Annotated in this window: 17 protein-coding genes; 4 read left to right on the top strand and 13 right to left on the bottom strand. The window is 74.2% G+C overall.

Annotation, left to right across the window (positions count from 1 at the left end; translation table 11 throughout):
- Positions 1–26 precede the first annotated feature (26 nt).
- The 4 genes from EDF64_RS15180 to EDF64_RS15165 form a co-directional block, all read right to left on the bottom strand.
- Positions 27–959 carry an ROK family protein gene (locus EDF64_RS15180; RefSeq protein ID WP_166645763.1) on the bottom strand — a complete coding sequence of 311 codons (933 nt, stop codon included), beginning with the start codon at positions 957–959 and terminating at the stop codon, positions 27–29.
- A complete protein-coding gene (locus tag EDF64_RS15175; RefSeq protein ID WP_208108922.1) occupies positions 956–2113 on the bottom strand; it encodes a glycoside hydrolase family 76 protein in 1158 nt (385 codons plus the stop codon). Before EDF64_RS15175 ends, EDF64_RS15180 begins: the two co-directional genes overlap by 4 nt.
- Positions 2114–2291: 178 nt before the next feature.
- On the bottom strand, positions 2292–2555 hold the full coding sequence (locus EDF64_RS15170) for a DUF4190 domain-containing protein (RefSeq protein ID WP_071293514.1): 264 nt from the start codon (positions 2553–2555) through the stop codon (positions 2292–2294).
- A gap of 136 nt (positions 2556–2691) precedes the next feature.
- Positions 2692–3030: a cupin domain-containing protein gene (locus tag EDF64_RS15165; protein ID WP_133520795.1), complete on the bottom strand. Its 339-nt coding sequence runs from the start codon at positions 3028–3030 to the stop codon at positions 2692–2694.
- Between the two features lie 113 nt (positions 3031–3143).
- On the opposite strand from EDF64_RS15165, the gene EDF64_RS15160 reads away from it, so the two are divergent.
- Positions 3144–3722, top strand: coding sequence for a hypothetical protein (locus EDF64_RS15160; protein WP_133520794.1), 579 nt, complete (start codon positions 3144–3146; stop codon positions 3720–3722).
- 6 nt (positions 3723–3728) lie between these two features.
- Here EDF64_RS15160 and EDF64_RS15155 read toward each other — a convergent pair whose 3' ends face one another.
- The 6 genes from EDF64_RS15155 to EDF64_RS15130 all read right to left on the bottom strand — a co-directional run bounded on the left by EDF64_RS15155 (position 3729) and on the right by EDF64_RS15130 (position 9212).
- The gene (locus EDF64_RS15155; protein ID WP_133520793.1) at positions 3729–4454 is read right to left on the bottom strand and encodes a hypothetical protein; all 726 of its coding nucleotides are present in this window, start codon (positions 4452–4454) and stop codon (positions 3729–3731) included.
- A gap of 47 nt (positions 4455–4501) precedes the next feature.
- The gene (locus EDF64_RS15150) at positions 4502–4996 is read right to left on the bottom strand and encodes a nuclear transport factor 2 family protein (protein ID WP_166645762.1); all 495 of its coding nucleotides are present in this window, start codon (positions 4994–4996) and stop codon (positions 4502–4504) included.
- 38 nt (positions 4997–5034) lie between these two features.
- Positions 5035–6465: an FAD-binding oxidoreductase gene (locus tag EDF64_RS15145; protein WP_133520792.1), complete on the bottom strand. Its 1431-nt coding sequence runs from the start codon at positions 6463–6465 to the stop codon at positions 5035–5037.
- Between the two features lie 117 nt (positions 6466–6582).
- Positions 6583–7077 carry a hypothetical protein gene (locus EDF64_RS15140; protein ID WP_071293509.1) on the bottom strand — a complete coding sequence of 165 codons (495 nt, stop codon included), beginning with the start codon at positions 7075–7077 and terminating at the stop codon, positions 6583–6585.
- Entirely contained in the window at positions 7074–8231 is a 1158-nt protein-coding gene (locus EDF64_RS15135) for a glycosyltransferase (RefSeq protein ID WP_133520791.1), read from the bottom strand. Before EDF64_RS15135 ends, EDF64_RS15140 begins: the two co-directional genes overlap by 4 nt.
- A gap of 45 nt (positions 8232–8276) precedes the next feature.
- Complete coding sequence (locus tag EDF64_RS15130) at positions 8277–9212, bottom strand: 1,4-dihydroxy-2-naphthoate polyprenyltransferase (RefSeq protein WP_243736412.1); 936 nt, start codon at positions 9210–9212, stop codon at positions 8277–8279.
- Positions 9213–9368: 156 nt separating this feature from the next.
- Between EDF64_RS15130 and EDF64_RS15125 the strand changes: the two genes are divergently transcribed.
- Both EDF64_RS15125 and EDF64_RS15120 read left to right on the top strand, forming a co-directional pair.
- Complete coding sequence (locus EDF64_RS15125) at positions 9369–10082, top strand: DUF4232 domain-containing protein (protein WP_166645761.1); 714 nt, start codon at positions 9369–9371, stop codon at positions 10080–10082.
- 53 nt (positions 10083–10135) lie between these two features.
- Complete coding sequence (locus tag EDF64_RS15120; RefSeq protein WP_133520789.1) at positions 10136–11977, top strand: AfsR/SARP family transcriptional regulator; 1842 nt, start codon at positions 10136–10138, stop codon at positions 11975–11977.
- A gap of 30 nt (positions 11978–12007) precedes the next feature.
- Here EDF64_RS15120 and EDF64_RS18305 read toward each other — a convergent pair whose 3' ends face one another.
- From EDF64_RS18305 to EDF64_RS15110, 3 genes are all read right to left on the bottom strand, one after another.
- Complete coding sequence (locus tag EDF64_RS18305; RefSeq protein WP_166645760.1) at positions 12008–12151, bottom strand: hypothetical protein; 144 nt, start codon at positions 12149–12151, stop codon at positions 12008–12010.
- Positions 12148–12951 (bottom strand): GNAT family N-acetyltransferase, encoded by an 804-nt coding sequence (locus EDF64_RS15115; RefSeq protein ID WP_133520788.1) that lies wholly within the window; start codon positions 12949–12951, stop codon positions 12148–12150. The genes EDF64_RS18305 and EDF64_RS15115 overlap by 4 nt, the downstream gene beginning before the upstream one ends.
- Before the next feature lie 90 nt (positions 12952–13041).
- Positions 13042–13860 carry a hypothetical protein gene (locus EDF64_RS15110; RefSeq protein WP_133520787.1) on the bottom strand — a complete coding sequence of 273 codons (819 nt, stop codon included), beginning with the start codon at positions 13858–13860 and terminating at the stop codon, positions 13042–13044.
- A 203-nt stretch (positions 13861–14063) separates the two neighbouring features.
- On the opposite strand from EDF64_RS15110, the gene EDF64_RS15105 reads away from it, so the two are divergent.
- Positions 14064–15422, top strand: coding sequence for an amidohydrolase family protein (locus EDF64_RS15105; protein ID WP_166645759.1), 1359 nt, complete (start codon positions 14064–14066; stop codon positions 15420–15422).
- Positions 15423–15475 lie beyond the last annotated feature (53 nt).

Genomic DNA, 15475 nt, shown 5'->3' with positions numbered 1-15475 from the left:
CGGGTGCGGGGCGCCGCCGCGGGTCGCTAGCCGTCGGTGTCGCGTGTCCACGCGACCGCGGCGCCGACGAGCGGGGCGCGGGATCCGAGCGCGGCCGGCACGAGCTGCGGGCCTCGGGTGGCCGTCCCACCGTCCCGCGTGATCCCGGCGTGCAACGGCGCAGCGATGACGTCCCACGAGCGCGCGATCGACCCGCCGACCACGACCCGAGTCGCGTCGAACCGTTCCACCCACGGTCGCAGCGCGCCGCCCAGTGCGGACATCGCCGTCCCCACGACGTCGAGCGCCACGGGGTCACCGCCACGAGCGGCCGCGCAGAGCTCCTCGACCGAGCGATCCCGTCCGGACCGCTCGTGGTCGGCGCGACGGAGCGCCGGCGACGAGATCGTCTCCTCAAGCGGACGTCCGTCGATCGCGAGGCGGTGCACCTCCCCCTGTTCCGGGACCGTCGGACCGGAGTCCACCGCTGCGCCGTCGACGAGGAACGCCGACCCGACGCCGGTGCCCAGCGTGATGCAGACCATCCGGCCCGCACCCGCTCCGGCCCCCGCGGCCCACTCGCCGATGCCGTAGGCGACGGCGTCGTTGAGGAAACGCACCGCACTCGGCGGAACCCCGAGGCGTTCGGCGAGCGCCGCGCGCAGGTCGATCCCGGCGATCGACTGGAACTTGTCGACGCCCGCGAACGTGCCCGTGCCGGCCGCGGCATCGAACGGTCCGGGCATGGCGATCGACCAGCCTCGGAGTGGCACCGATCCGGCTCGGAGGGGTCCGAGCGCGCGACCCGGGCCGGCGAGCTGGTCGAGCAGGACGTCGCGGTCCGCGTGAGGGTCGATCGTCGCTCCGCGCTCGACCAGGACCTCCCCCACGGATGCCGGGTCCACGAGCGCTGCCGTGACGTGACCCCCGCCGACGTCCATGACGCCGACGGGGGTCGCGGTCGCGTGCGATGCGGTCAACTGGCGTCCCCGAGCCGGCCCGACGGCCATCCGAGCACCGCGAAGACCTGGATCATCGCCGCCTGGTCGAGCGTCGCTGCTGGGCGGTCCCAGGCGGGGTCGCCGCCGCCGCTCGGCTGGAAGTGGAACAGGCCGGTCGCCGGGTCGCGGTTGTCGCGCCAGGTCGCGGTGGCCCACTGCTCGGCGGCTGCCCGGTAGGAGGGGTCGTGCTGCACGGAGTCGAGGAGCAGCAGGTCCTTGAAGTAGAACGCGTTGAAGACCGCGGGCTGCTGCTGCAGACGACCGTCCGCGTTCCAGTAGCGCAGCGACGCCCGTGCCGCCGCCGAGGCCTGCCGCAGGTACTTCGGGTCGTCGGTCGCGCGGTAGAGGATCGTCGCGGTGCCGATCATGGCGCCGGAGTTGTACGTCCACAGCGTCGGGTCGACGCTGCCGTCGTCACCGAGGCTGTTCCGGTAGAGCCCGGCCGACTGCCGCAGGCACCGGTTGTTCCAGTCGTACAGCCGGGTGCTCCAGCGCAGGTACGACGCGTCGCCGGTCTCCTCGTAGAGGTGCGCCGCGAGCTGCGCGGTCAGTCCGGTGACGTTCGCCGCCCGGGTCGCGTTGTCCGGGCGGTCGATCCAGTCGGATCCACCCGGGCACGTCAGCGATGCATCCGTGTTCCAGCTGCGGACGGCGACGTCGAACGCCGCCCGCGCGTGGTCGAGGGAGGCGGCGTCGTCGGTGGCCCGGTACTGGCTGACGAACGAGAGGCCCACGACGGCATTGTCGTCGTAGTAGACGTCTCCACCGGAACCGAGCGGTGCGGGGAGGTACGACTCGTACCCGGGGCGGCCACCCGGAGCGACGGCGAAGTAGTGCTCGAACCCGTCGACGCGCGCGGCGGCGGAGTTCGCGTACGCGGGTCCGACGCCGTCGATCCCCTGGAGGTCGAGGGCCGCCTGGGTCGCTTCGCGGTACTCCCAGAGGAACGAGTACGGGTTGCCGGTGGTCGTGTCGGTGTTCTCGCGGTAGAGCCCGTGTCCTGCGGCTCCGGTGTACAGGTTGTCCTGCATCGCGTCGTAGGTCGCGCTCGCCCGTTGCTGCCAGACCGGGTCCGGGGTCGGTCGGGGCGGGGTCGCAGCCTCCGCTGCGAGCGGCACGGTGCTCGCCACCACCCCGAGGACGATCGCGGCCGTGGTGATCCGGGCGGCATGGCGGCGCCGCGTCCGAGCTGTCGCTGTCGCTGTCGCTGTCGCTGTCGCTGTCGTTCCGAGCATCGTCGCTCTCCCGTCGGTTGGTATCGTTACCATAACCTCATCGGGAACACCGGACAAGCCCCCTCCGCGCCCCCGCTCACGCGCCGTGCGTGGCCACGACGATCGCGTGCAGCAGGAGCGCGCCGCCGAAGACGACGAACCAGAACCCGCCGACGACGATGCCCGCGATCGCCAGGCCTCGGCCCCGCTCGCCGGTGCGGCCGATCTGGACGAGGGCGATGACCGACACCACCAGGCCGACGATGTTCGCGACGAACGCCAGCACGAACCCGACGATCGACAGGGTGTTGAGGCGGTCGGTGGGGGTCGGGGCTGCGGTCTGCTGGTCCAGGGTGGACATGGGGTCTCCTTCGGTGAGGTCGGACACCTTCGGCGTCCGTCGAGACCAGCGTGCGCTCGCAGCCGAACGGGTTCGACGGCCGTGCGGATGACGCCGATCCCCCGCAGGATGATCGTTCCGCCGCGGTACTTCCCGGTCAGGCGCAGATCGCGATGAGCGTGCACCCCTCGGGGCCGGCACGGAACCACCGCTCGGGCTCCTCCGTCACACCGGCGCTGTCCCCGGCGACGAGGGCGGTCTCGGCACCGTCCACCACGAGCCACCCGGACCCCCGGACGACGACGTACGCGTCCTCGGCGTGGTCGTCGCGGTGGTCGTGCGGCACCGTGGCCGCTCCCGCGGGCAGGTCCACCTCGTACAGACCGAACCGCGTGATCCCGAGCGGACCCGTCAGTCGTCGGTCGTAGGGGCTCGACGCCGGGTGCTCCGAGTCGCTGGCGGGGACATCGGACACGTGCACGACGGAGAAGGGCATGACGGGATCGTACGACTGCGCACCTCCCCCTCGTCGCGGGTCCGGCCGGGTGCGCGGGCCACTCAGTGGTTGCACGGACGCGCCCCGTCGACCCCGATCCGCAGCATGGTGCGATGCACGAGCAACGCGCGAGTCGGAGCGGGAGCGAGGGCCGGCACCGCTGGACGAACCCGCTGACCGACGGCTGGGAGTACCGCTGGAACGTCCTCGTGGCGCTCCCCGACCGCGATCCGGAGACGCTCGACGCCGTGCTCGCCTCGATCGGGGCATCGCAGGCCAACACGGTGGTCCGGCTCGCCGAGGGCTCCGGGACACCGTCGACCGAGCCGTCGCGGAACCTGGTCTACGCGGTGGACGAGGCGCTCCCCGAGCTGCTCGAGGGCATGGACGTCGCCGTCGTGTCCGGCGACGCGCTCACCGCCCTCGCCGCCGCACAGCACCGGGTCCCCGTTGTGGTGTTCCCCGCCAGCGACGCACAGGACGGTGTCGGCCGGGCACTCGCCTCCGTCGGCGCCGGTGTCGTGGTGCGCTCGGCGGCCGAGGTCGGGCAGGCGATCCGGGCGATCGCGTCGGACGGATCACGGGGACCACGGATGCGGGGGCTCGCTCGTCAGCTGGGCGCCGTCACCGTCCTGCTCGCCGCCCTCGGGACGTCCGCACTCCGCCTCGTCGCCCGCACACGGGCGCGCTGAGTCCGGTCACGCCGAGCCGGGGTCCGCACGCCGAGTGGGACGGTCGACGTGCGCCGTGACGGCCGCGGCGAGGTGGCTCGCCAGCGCCGCGTAGCTGTCGGCGGACACCAGGCGCTCGTCGCGGGACACCGGTGCAGCGTGGGAGATCGCGGGGACGAAGGCCGCTCGCGGCCTCGACCGGCACAGCTCCCGGGACGCACGGTCGAACGATTCGGCGGCCCGGTCGGCGGCGCCCCCTGCCGGCAGCCGGAAGGCGGGGAGCGTGCTCGGCCTGGGGATCCCGACGAGGAACACGTGCGCTCCGGACCGGGTCAGGACTGCGTCGAGGACGACCGCCATCGCAGTCCGCCACCGCTCGACGTCGCCGAGGCGCACGGCGTCGCTCACACCGCCGATGACCACCGCGACGTCGTGGGCAGCGGTCGGCAGCACGCTCGCCACCGCCGCGAGGTCCGCGACCCGGGCCACGCCGCAGTCGACCAGCGTCACGTGCACCCCGCGACCCGTCGTGCCGCGCAGCGCCCGCGCGAGGTGTCCGGGCAGCGCGAGGTCCTGCCGGAGGACGCCCCAGCCGCTGGCCGCGTCGGTGCCGAACACCAGGACGCGCAGCGGGTGCGGGCCCGCGACCCGGACCGGGGTCGTGCTCTCCGGTCTCGGGTGGCGGCGGTAGGCCGCACTCCCCCGCCGCGACCACATCGCCGCGACGAGGCGCGACAGCGAGGGCAGGCGCAACGGTCGTCCTCTGGTCTGCCCTCGGGGCCGGTGCGGCTGGCCGGCGTTCAGCTGATCGCCGCGAGGAGGACCGTGGGGTCGCCCTCCATCCACCGGCAGTCCATCGTGAACCGCGCGACACGGGGGCCGGCCGGGGTGGCACGGACGTGGAAGGTCCACGTGTTCCCCATCAGGGCGTGCCGCGTCGCGCGCACGTCGGGCCCCTCGCCCGGCAGGTAGTGCTGGGCGAGTGCGTACGCCTCCACCAGGTAGCCGTCGCCGAGCCCACGTGCGGAGACGTTGCTGACGGCGTGCATGGTGTCGAGCGGCCCGACGGCCCCGATCATGGTCGGGATCACCGTCTCGCGCCCCTGCAGTACCGGGAACTCGAGCCCGATCTTCGTCGTGGCGGGCGTCATGTCAACGACGACGTCCTCGGTGAGCAGGTCCTCGAGCACGGAGGCGTCGGCGGTGTCGAGCGCGCGGGCCCACAGCAGTGGGAGCCGCCCGAGCTCCCACTCGGTCTCGATCGGCAGGGTGGTGGTGATCTCGGTGGTGGTCACGGTGGTGCTCCTTCGGGAAGGTCGGTGGTGTCGGATGGTCAGGACTCGATGAGCGGCTGCTGCGTGCGGAAGAGGTTCCGGGGGTCGACGGCGGCCTTCACGCGCAGCAGTCGCTCCCAGTCGGCCGCGGAGAACGACCGCTCGGGGTGCCCGTCGTCGGGCGCGAAGTTCAGGTACCGCGTTCCGGTGCTGGACGGCCGCATGGCCTCGACGAGCGCCCGCGCCTGCGCGATACCCTCCGCGTCGGACTCGGGCATGCCGATCGAGACGGCCCAGAGGACGTAGGAGGCGGACGGTGCGACGATCGCGCCGGCACCGGGGCGGGTGACGTCGAAGGCTCCGCCGAGGTGCCGGAGCTCGACGATGTGGAGACCGGTGTCGGTCGACGGTCCGACGACGTCCAGCAGCGCGCGCTGCGCCGACGGGTCGAGGTCGGCGAGCATCGCCGTCTCCTCGGAGAAGGGGGCCGGGTCGACCGGGTCGTTGTGGATCCGTTCGAAGTCCTCGACTCGGGTCTCCTCGATCGTGTCGAGGACGACCGGGGCGGCGGCACGGAGCGGCGCGAGCAGCGCGTCGGCGCCGGCGGCGTCCCCGAGGTGCGCCACGCGCAGGTGCAGCACGAAGCGCCCGGCGAGCAGCGGGGGGATCCCGGGCACCGGAGGCAGGCGGAGGAAGGCCAGCGACAGTGTGAGGTCGTCCGGGGCGGTCGCCGTCGCCGTCGCGAAGGCAGCCAGGACCGCAGCGGCGTGCTCGCCGTCGTAGAAGAGGCCGCCGCCGATGAACCGCTCGACCGGGAACAGCTCGATCTCCATCGACGTGACGATGCCGAGGTTGCTCCGTCCGCCGCGCAGGGCCCAGAACAGGTCCGCGTCGTCCTCGGCGGACGCGCGCACCAGCTCGCCCGAGGCCGTCACGACGTCGAGCGAGACGACGTGGTCGGACCCCCACCCGTACTTGCGCCCCAGCACGGGGCTCAGCCCGCCGCCCAGCGTGAAGCCGACCGCTCCCACCTGCCCGGACGAGCCGTGGACGGGCGCGAGGCGTTGCGCCGCGGTGCGGGACACGACGTCGCTCCAGCGTGCGCCGGCGGCGACCACGGCTCGGCGAGCGGCAGCGTCGACGTGCACCTCGTTCATCGCCGCCGTCGTGACGAGCAGCCCGCCCCGGAGCGGGCGTGTGCCGTGGTGGCCGGTCGCGACGACGGCGACGGGCAGGCCGTGCGCGGCGGCGAAGGACACCGCTTCGACGACGTCGCTCGCGCTGTGCGCGGTCACCACGACGTCCGGGTGTCGCTCGCCGGCCAGGTTGTAGCCGGCGCACGCAGCCGGGTAGTCGGCGTCCTCCGGGGTGAGCGCGGCACCGTCGAGGGTCGCGTCGAGGGTCTCCACGGCCTCACGGAACGCGGCGCGCGCGCCGTGGTCGACAGTGTCGTCGGTGTCTTCGGTGTCGTCGGGGATGGTCTGGGACAAGGGGTCCTCCAAGAGTGATCGCGCCCCGCACGGGGCTGGTCGGGATCGAGCACACCAGCGCGGCGTCGACGTCGGGTCGATGCACCGTCGACGCCCGATCGGCAGCGTGCCGATGGGTCAGTCGTGGCGGGGCGTCACGGGTTGCACGAGCAGCGTGAAGCGCGATGCCCGGTCAGGGCTTGGTGGGTGGTGGAAGGAGACGTAGGACCGGCGGTGCGCCACGACGTCGAGTTCGGCGAGGAACACCCGCAACCGGCCCCAGTCACGGTCGGTCTGGTCCCCCGGGACCAGGAGGGTCACGGCCTCGTGGCTCGGACGCTCGACGACCCGGATCGTCTCGGTCGGGACCACGGGCTCGTGCACGACCACTCCGACCTCGATGCCGATGCCGGCGTCGTCCGCGGCGACGATCGTCATCGACGCAGAGCCCGTGCTGCTGACGCCCTGGTCGGCGAGCTCCGAGACGAGGTCACGGAGGAGTTCGTCGGCACGTCGGTGCGTCGCAGCCGGACGGAACCCTGCGCTCCTGCCGGAGGTCACGGCGAGGGTCAGCGCGGGCATCGGCACCAACGCGGGAGCACGACCGTCCGCGACCCGCTGGTCGGCGGTCACACGCGCTCCCGGGTCGCGGCAGCGACGACCTGCTCGACCTCGGCGAGCGCCGACTCCACCGACGGCAGCGCACGGATCCGGTCTGCGACGTCCCGGGCGGACCGACGCAGGCCCTCGTCCTCGAGGACGCGGCGGAGCGCCGGACCGACGGCTTCCGGGGAGTCGACGGTCACGGCGGCACCGGCTGCCGTCGCTCGCAGGGCGTTCACGGAGTGGTCGGCACCCAGCGGCATCACCACGAGCGGGACCCCGGCGACGAGCGCCCCGAGGACGGTGCCGGCGCCGCCGACGGTGACGACCGCGTCGACGTCGGCGAGCAGCTCGGCGAGCGGACGGAACGGCACGTTGACGACGCGCACGGCGGAGTCGGGCGAACCCGCACGGGCCTGCACGCCGTTGACGGCGGTCGTCACGAGGTCGACCGCGAGTCCCTCCCGCTCCGACGAGGCGACCGCGCGGTCCAGCAGCGCCTGGTCGGTGAACACGGTGCCCATCGTCACGAGCACCCGCGGACGGGTCCGAGGCGCTGCGGACACCGGGGCGTCCGACGCCCCGACCGCTCCGTGCGCCGACGGGCGCAGGGCGATGCGACGACCCTCGCGGACCGTCCCGGCAGCCTCGAGGAACGCCGGGTAGACGTCGATCCACGCCGCCACCGGCGGCAGCTCGACACCGCGCGCCGCGGCGGAACGCGCGGACGCCGCGGCCATCGCGGCCAGGACGGGCTCCGGGCGCTCCGGGCCGAAGCCGTGCCGGAGGAACGGCACGTCGAGCGCCGCGGCGACGTACGGCCCGACGTGGTCGAGGCTCTCGCTGATGACGACGTCCGGGTGCCAGGCCCGTGCGGCCTCGACGGCGTCGTCCACAGCCGCTGTGACCCGCCGGACGGCGAAGTACTCGGCGACGGTGTCGGGCCGCGGCGCGGTCGCCGGGCTCGTGCCGGTCTCCCGCTGCATGTCGGCCATCGCGACGAGGGTGGGCGGGCCGGCGGGCAGGACCTCGATGTCGGGGCTGCCCTGCGCGTGCACGAAGTCCGCCGCGTCGGCACCGGTGACCAGGGCGACCCGGTGGCCGGCAGCGAGGGCGGCACGCATCAGCGGGACCATCGGCACGATGTGCCCCGGGAGCGGGTTGGCGGTGAAGACGATGCGCATGGTGGACCTCCGTCTGGAGTGGGACTACGAGAGTGGGGGCGTCGCTCAGGCGGCGCTGGTGACCAGCGCCACCGTGAGGAGCACGCCGAACGCCAACGAGGCGAACGACGACAGCTGGAGCGCCGCGATGAGCCGGGGCGCCTCCGCCGGCCGGGAGCCGATGGCCACTGCCGGGAGGGCCAGGGCGAGCGCTGCGGCCGCGACGAGGGTCAGCGGAGCGGCGACGACGAAGACCAGCAGGACGAGGAAGGGCGCCAGCATGAAGAACGCGTACAGCGAGCGCGCGCCCCGCTCGCCGACGACGACCGCGAGGGTGCGCTTGTCGGCGAGCCGGTCGACCTCCAGGTCACGGATGTTGTTGACCATGAGGACCCCGCAGGCGAACAGCCCCGCGGCGGTGCCCGCTGCCCAGCCCTGCCCGGTGACGTGCCCGAGTTGCGCGACCTGGGTGCCGAGGACGGCGACGAGCCCGAAGAACACGAACACCGAGACCTCGCCGAGCGCCCGGTACCCGTACGGCCGCTTGCCGCCCGTGTAGTACCAGGCGGCGACGATCGTCACCGCCCCGACGACGAGCATCCACCAGAGTCCGGTGAGCAGCACGATGACCAGTCCGGCCACCGCTGCGATCCCGAAGAACGTCAGGCCGACGCGGAGGACCGCCCGCGGCGTCGCGGTGCCGGCGCCGGTCAGCCGCGCCGGACCACGGCGGAAGCGGTCCGTCCCGCGCACACCGTCCGAGTAGTCGTTGCTGTAGTTGACACCGATCTGCAGGCAGAGGGCGACGACGAGGCAGAGCACGGCGATGCCGACGTGCCGACCGTGGCCGGCCCACGCCGCCGCGCCGCCGTCCGTGCCGGCGACGGCGACGCCCGTCCCGAGCAGCACCGAGACGACGCTCAGCGGCAGCGTGCGCGGTCGGGCACCACTGATCCACTGGCGGGTCGTGGGGCGAGCGGCCATGACTTCGGGTTCCGGCATGGGGCAAGGGTCGTCGCGACCGGGCGCGCCGGCATCCGTACAACCACCGACCTCGTCCGGTCCGGTGGTACCGACCCGGAACATTCATCCTCCAGGGTGATGCGGGTCATCCTGACAGCCGTGGCCCGGACCCCCGAGGGGTCGCACGCTGAGACGATGACGACTCCCCGTGCACGGCTCCTCACGCCGACCATCGCGATCGTGACGCTCGCGGTACTGCTGACCGGGTGCGCCGCCACCGGGAACGGCGCCTCGAGCGCTTCGACCCCGGAGGCTGCGAGCACCGGTGCGACGACCTCCGCCCCGACCGCGACGCCCACGTCCGGTCAGGGCACGACCCCCTCGACGCCGGGGACCGCGCCCGCGAGCGCCGCACCGAGTGGCTCCACCACCGCGTCCGGCGCGTCGCCTGCCGGGGCGGGAGACGCCGACGGCGCCCGGTGCACCGTCGCCGAGCTGTCGGGTTCGATCGCGGACGGCGGCGGGGGTGGCGGCGCGGGAGCCGAACGGGTCGCGATCGTCCTCCGCGACTCCGGCACCCGGTCCTGTACCCTGCAGGGCTGGCCCGGCGTGTCCTTCGTGGGCGGGGGCGACGGCGCGCAGATCGGCAACCCGGCCACGCTCGACCGGTCCGCGCCGCACCCGACCCTGACGCTCCGACCGGGCCACGAGGTCCAGGCGGTCGTGACCGTCGAGCAGTCGGGCGACTGGGACGCCGCGACCTGCGAGCCGCGCACGACCGACGGGTTCCGGGTCATCCCGCCGGGATCGCGGCAGTCGCTCTTCGTCGCCGCCTCCGGCTCGCTGTTCGAGGCCTGCGCCTCGACGAGCATCCACCAGCTCACCACCACCGCACTCGCGTCGTTCTGACGCGGGCGCTCGTGTCCCGGGCACCGGGACCGATCTGCACAGGAAGCACGCCCATGCGCCCATCCGCGCTCCCCACCGTCCGGTTCGCCGTCCTCGGGCCGGTCACCGCCGCCGCGCACGGTGTCGACCTCGACATCGGGTCGCCGCAGCAGCGAGCCGTACTGGCGATGCTGCTGCTCGCCGACGGACGCCCGGTGGACGTCGACACGGTCGTGGACCGGATCTGGGGCGACACCCCGCCCCGGAGCGCCGCCGGCGTCCTGCGCACGTACGTGTACCGCCTGCGACGGGTGCTCGCACCCCACGCGGAGGCCGACGGGCTGGTGATCGGGACGGACGGCGGGGCCTACCACCTCGACCGCGGCTCTGCCGAACTCGACGTCGCGGTCGTCGAGACGGCCCGGCGTCGCGCCCGCGAACTGGTCCGTGTCGGTGACGTCACCGGAGCCGCCGACGAGCTCGCGGCCGCGGCCGCCCGCTGGACCGGGACCGCACTCGGAGGGCTGCCCGGCTCGTGGGCCGACGCCCAGCGCTTCCGGCTCGGCGAGCTCCACGACGAGGTCGCCCTCGGGCGCGCGACGCTCGAGGTCCGGCTCGGTCGGTACGAGGACGCCCTGCCGGAGCTCCGACGTGTGGCCGAGGACCGTCCGCTCGACGAGCGCGTCGCCGCGCTCCTGCTCGAGACGCTCCTCGCGCTCGGCCTCCGCAACGAGGCCCTCGGCGCGTACGACGACTTCCGGCACCGGCTCGCCGACCAGCTCGGCGTCTCCCCCGGCAGCGCGCTGCGGCAGGTGCACCAACGGTTGCTGCAGGACGACGTCACGGAACCGGCCGTCGGACTGGAGGCGCCCCCCGCGTCCGTCACCGCGCCTCCCGGCCCGCCGGTCCGACCGCCCACCGCCGCGGCGCCCGCCCAGCTGCCCCCGGACCTCGCCGACTTCGTCGGCCGTGCCGACGAACTCCAGCGCGTCCGACGCGTCGTCGCCCAGGATTCGTCCGGCGGCGTCCTCGGGATCACCGGACTCGGCGGCATGGGCAAGACGGCGTTCGCGGTGCACGCGGCCCACCGGGTGCGCACGGCCTTCCCCGACGGGCAGTTCTTCGTCGACCTCCGCGCCGCCGGCGGGCACCCGCTGACCGCCTCGGACGCCCTGCTGTCGCTGCTCCGGACCGCCGGCGTCCCACGGTCGACGATCCCCGACGGTCTGGAGGAACGCTCCACGGCGTGGCGGTCCCTGGTCGCCGACCGTCGGGTGCTGCTCGTCCTCGACGACGCGGCGAGCAGCACCCAGGTGCGTCCGCTGCTGCCGTCCGGACCGGGCTCGCTGACCCTCGTGACATCGGTCCGACGGTTCCTCGACCTTCCGGGTACGCGGTGGACGACCCTGCTCCCCCTCGCGCCGGAGGAGTCGATCGACCTGATGGGTCGACTGGTCGGTCACGAGCGGCTCGCGGCCGAGCCGGGGCCGACGGCCAGGCTCGCGGCCGCCTGCTCCCACCAGCCCCTCGCCGTCCGTGTCGCGGCTGCCCGCCTGGCGGACCGGCCGACCTGGACCGTCGCGGAGATCGAGCAGCAGCTCTACGACGACCTCGACCAGCCGGTCGTGATGCACGCCGACTGCCGGATCGTCGACGCGCCGTTCCGACGCGCGTCCGCCGGGCTGCGCGAGGACCAGCGCGATGCCTTCCACCGGCTGTCGCACCTGCCGGAGGGACCGTTCTCCGTGGAGGAGGCGGCACGTGCGCTCCGCCGTGACACGAGGTCGACGCGTGCGGTGGTCGAGGACCTGCTCGACGCGCACCTGATCGTCGCCGAGCCCGGCGGGCGGTACGGCTTCTTCGCCCTGGTCCGCGCGTTCGCGCGACGGCAGCCGGTGCGGGAGCGCGTGGCCTGACGACCGCGCTCGACGGCGGAGGGCGGCACCTCAGTCGTCCTCGGGCAGCAGCGGGTCGGGACCGACTCCGCCCAGCTGCAGCACCACCCACCGGAGGAGCGCGCGGCAGACGACCCAGGCCGTGGCCACGCCGATGCCCAGCGCGACGAGGGACCGGGCGTGACGCGCGCTCACGCCGCGGACCACCGGACGAGGGTGTCCACCTGCCGGAACCCGAGCGACCGGTACAGCCGGAGCCCGTCGACCGAGCTGACGAGGTACGCGGCGGTCGCGCCGTCGGCGAAGCCGTCCTGCACGACCCGTTCCGTCACCGCCCGCCCTGCGCCGTGGCAGCGTTCACCGGGCAGGACCGCGATGTTGTGGACCCCGAGCCCGTCGTCCGTCCGGACGCCGAGGCCGGAACCGACGACGTGGTCGTCGAGCTGGACGGCGTACCCGGTGACCAGCGGGTCGTCGAGCAGTCCGCCTCCGAAGACCGAGCCGAACGCCGCTCGCGGTACCTCGAACCCGGCCGCGACGGTCGCGGTGTACGCACCCCACGCGTCGGCGGACACCGTGTCGACCCGGATCCGCGCCGCCGGTCCGTCCGCCGGTCCCGACCGGGTCGCCGGTCGGAAGTCCGCGCGCTGGCACACCAGGAACGGGTCCTCGTCCCGCTCGGTGAGACCGTGGCACGCGGCGGCGTGCTCGACGGCACGCAGGCGAGCCCCGTCCCGGACCGTCCCCGTCCCCCGCTGGGCGGTGATCGACCAGGGCCGGCCACTCGCCGCGGCGAGTCCGGCCGCCCGGTCGAGGTCGCCGGCGGACCAGGCCGCACCCGTCACCGTGATCGCGTTGAACGCCGCGACGTCGATGCCGGAGTCGGTGTACGCGAGCGAGCCCGCGCGGGCGACCCGTCCGACCGGGCTGGCCGCCGTCAGCCGCTGGAGAGCGTGGACGTGTTGTCGGAGGAGCACTGCGGTCTTCGTGGTCATGGCGCGATGCTCGCCGCAGCCGGCGGACCCCGCATCGGTGACATCACCGGGACGCTGTGCCCGGGGCGGTCGCACGGGTGAGCGGTTCCGTCAGGCGGCCACCCGCTGGCCGCCGGAGCGGTCGACGGTCCGGAGCGGCAGCAGCACGGCGACGGCGACGGCCACGGCGAGCGGAGCCGCGAGCGTGACCACGCCCTCCACCTGCCACAGCACAGGGCGGGTCGACGTCGACGCGTCGACGGCGGCACGGGCGACGAGCGCGGCCAGGCCGATGGCGACGAGCACCACGGCCGGCGCCCCGACGAGGAACCGGGCGCGAGGCCGCACGGCGTTCGCGAGGAACCACGCGGCCAGCAGGGCGGCGAACCCGATGCTCGCGGCGACGAACCAGACCGCACCGCCGAGGACCACGCCGACCGCGACCGTGCAGGAGCCGGCGACGGCCGTGACCGCGGCCGCGCCCCACCGCCGGCGGCTCGTGGTCACGCGGGACAGCGCGACGAGCACCAGGGCCAGCGGGACGAGGAAGCCGAGGACGACCTCGAACGCCTCGCCCACGCGGTACTGCGCGGTGCTGGACACGACGAAGAACACCGTCTGGTCGAGGACGGACGCGGCGACGACGGACAGGACGGCGGCAGCGAGGAGGAGCCGGGCGGGGCGAGCGTGCGCGGGACGGGACGGGTTCATCGATCCTCCTGGTCGGGGGTGCGCGGAGCGGTGGAAGGCAGCGGTCGTGATCATCCCGAGCACGAGGGCCGTGCGCGGGACGCCGACCTCCGGAGCGGCCGCGACGTCGGCGTGCCACTGCTCGCGGCGGTCCGCGCGGAGCGGCGCGGTGGACAGGTCGGCCGCTCGGTCGACCCACCAGTGTGCGGTCTCGGCGATCCGTCGGGCTTCCTGTGGCACGGGTGGTCCTCTCGTCGGTCGATTGTGACCGACCTATGTGGATGAAGCACCTCTCGGCCATCGTGACCAGTGCTCGTCCTGAGCGTCCACGCAGGCGCGGCGTGGTGTGGCCGAACATTCTTGACCGGTCGATCCATAAAGCGTACAGTTCGAGACCAATCGGTCCAGTACCGGCTACCCGCGGCCGTCTCGGGGATACCACCGTGGTGCCGGCCCGGCCGGACGCCGTAACGTCCGCGGGCGGATCGGCTCACCACGAGCGACAGGAGCTCCTCATCGACCACGACCACCCCGACCTCGACGGCGACCGCCACGTCCTCTGGGAGCACGCGACGGTCCTGGCCGGAGCGGGCGCTGCGCCGGTCCCCGACGGAGCCGTCCTGGTGCGGGGCGAACGGATCCTCGCCGTGGGGACACGTCGCGCACTCGCCTCCGCCGCACCCGGGAGCACCGTGCGTGTGGACCTCGACGGCGCCTTCCTCCTCCCCGGACTGGTCGACAGCCACCAGCACGTCGCAACCCCGCCGTGCGTGCCGTACGCCACCGCGCAGCTCGAGCGCGAGGTGTACGGCGGCGTCACCACGATCCGGGTGATGGCCGACGACCTCCGCGTCGTCGCGGAACTCGCGCGGGCCTCCGCCGCCGGCGAGCTCCCCGCCCCCGACATCGCCTTCGCGGCCTTCTTCGCCGGTCCGTCGTTCTTCGACGACGAACGGGTGCGGGTCGCCTCGGCGGGGTACGAGCCGGGGACGGCCCCGTGGATGCAGGCCGTCGACACGCACACCGATCTGGCGCAGGCGGTCGCGGTCGCCCGCGGCACCGGCGCCCGCGCGATCAAGGTCTACGCCGACCTCGCCCCTGAGACCGTCGGTCGGATCACGGACGAGGCGCACCGCCAGGGCCTCCTGGTCTGGGCGCACGGCACCGTGTTCCCGTCCGGCCCCTCGGAGGTCGTCGCGGCAGGAGTGGACTCCGTGAGCCACGCCTGCCTGCTCGGCCACGAGGGCCGACCCGTCCCCGCCGCCTACGCACCGCCGCGGCAGGACATCGACCTGGATCGGTTCCGCGATCGGGTCCCCGAGTCGGTGGACACGCTGCTGCGGGAGATGCGTCGTCGTGACTGCGTGCTCGACGCCACGCTGTTCGTCGACGCCCACACCGGCACGCCGACGCCCCGCCTGTCCGCTGCCGCACGGATCACCGCCCGTGCCGCCGAGCTCGGTGTCGTGGTCTCCGCGGGGACCGACTTCCCGACGACGCCCGACGACCCGTTCCCCGCGATCCACCGGGAACTCGCCCTGCTGGTCGAGCAGGCCGGCTTCACCCCGGCCCGCGCACTCGCCGCCGCGACGGTCGGCGGCGCGGCGGCACTCGGGCGCTCCGCCGACCTCGGGCGCATCGCACCGGGCGCACGCGCCGACATGATCGCCACCGCGGAGGACCCCACGTCCGACCTGTCGGCGCTGCGGTCGATCACGACGACCATCACCCGGGGTCGTCGCCTCGACCGGCGCGCGTTCGACCCACGGGCTCGCGCTCGGGAGCGGACGTGGCGCCCCTGATGCGTCCGGTGGCGTGACGTCGACACGACGTCGACACCGCCGACCGATGATGA

The organism is Curtobacterium flaccumfaciens, from assembly GCF_004361695.1.
Classification (GTDB): Bacteria; Actinomycetota; Actinomycetes; order Actinomycetales; family Microbacteriaceae; genus Curtobacterium; species Curtobacterium flaccumfaciens_B.
Note: the sequence above shows the minus strand (reverse complement) of the source record. Positions and strands in the feature narration are given on the sequence as shown.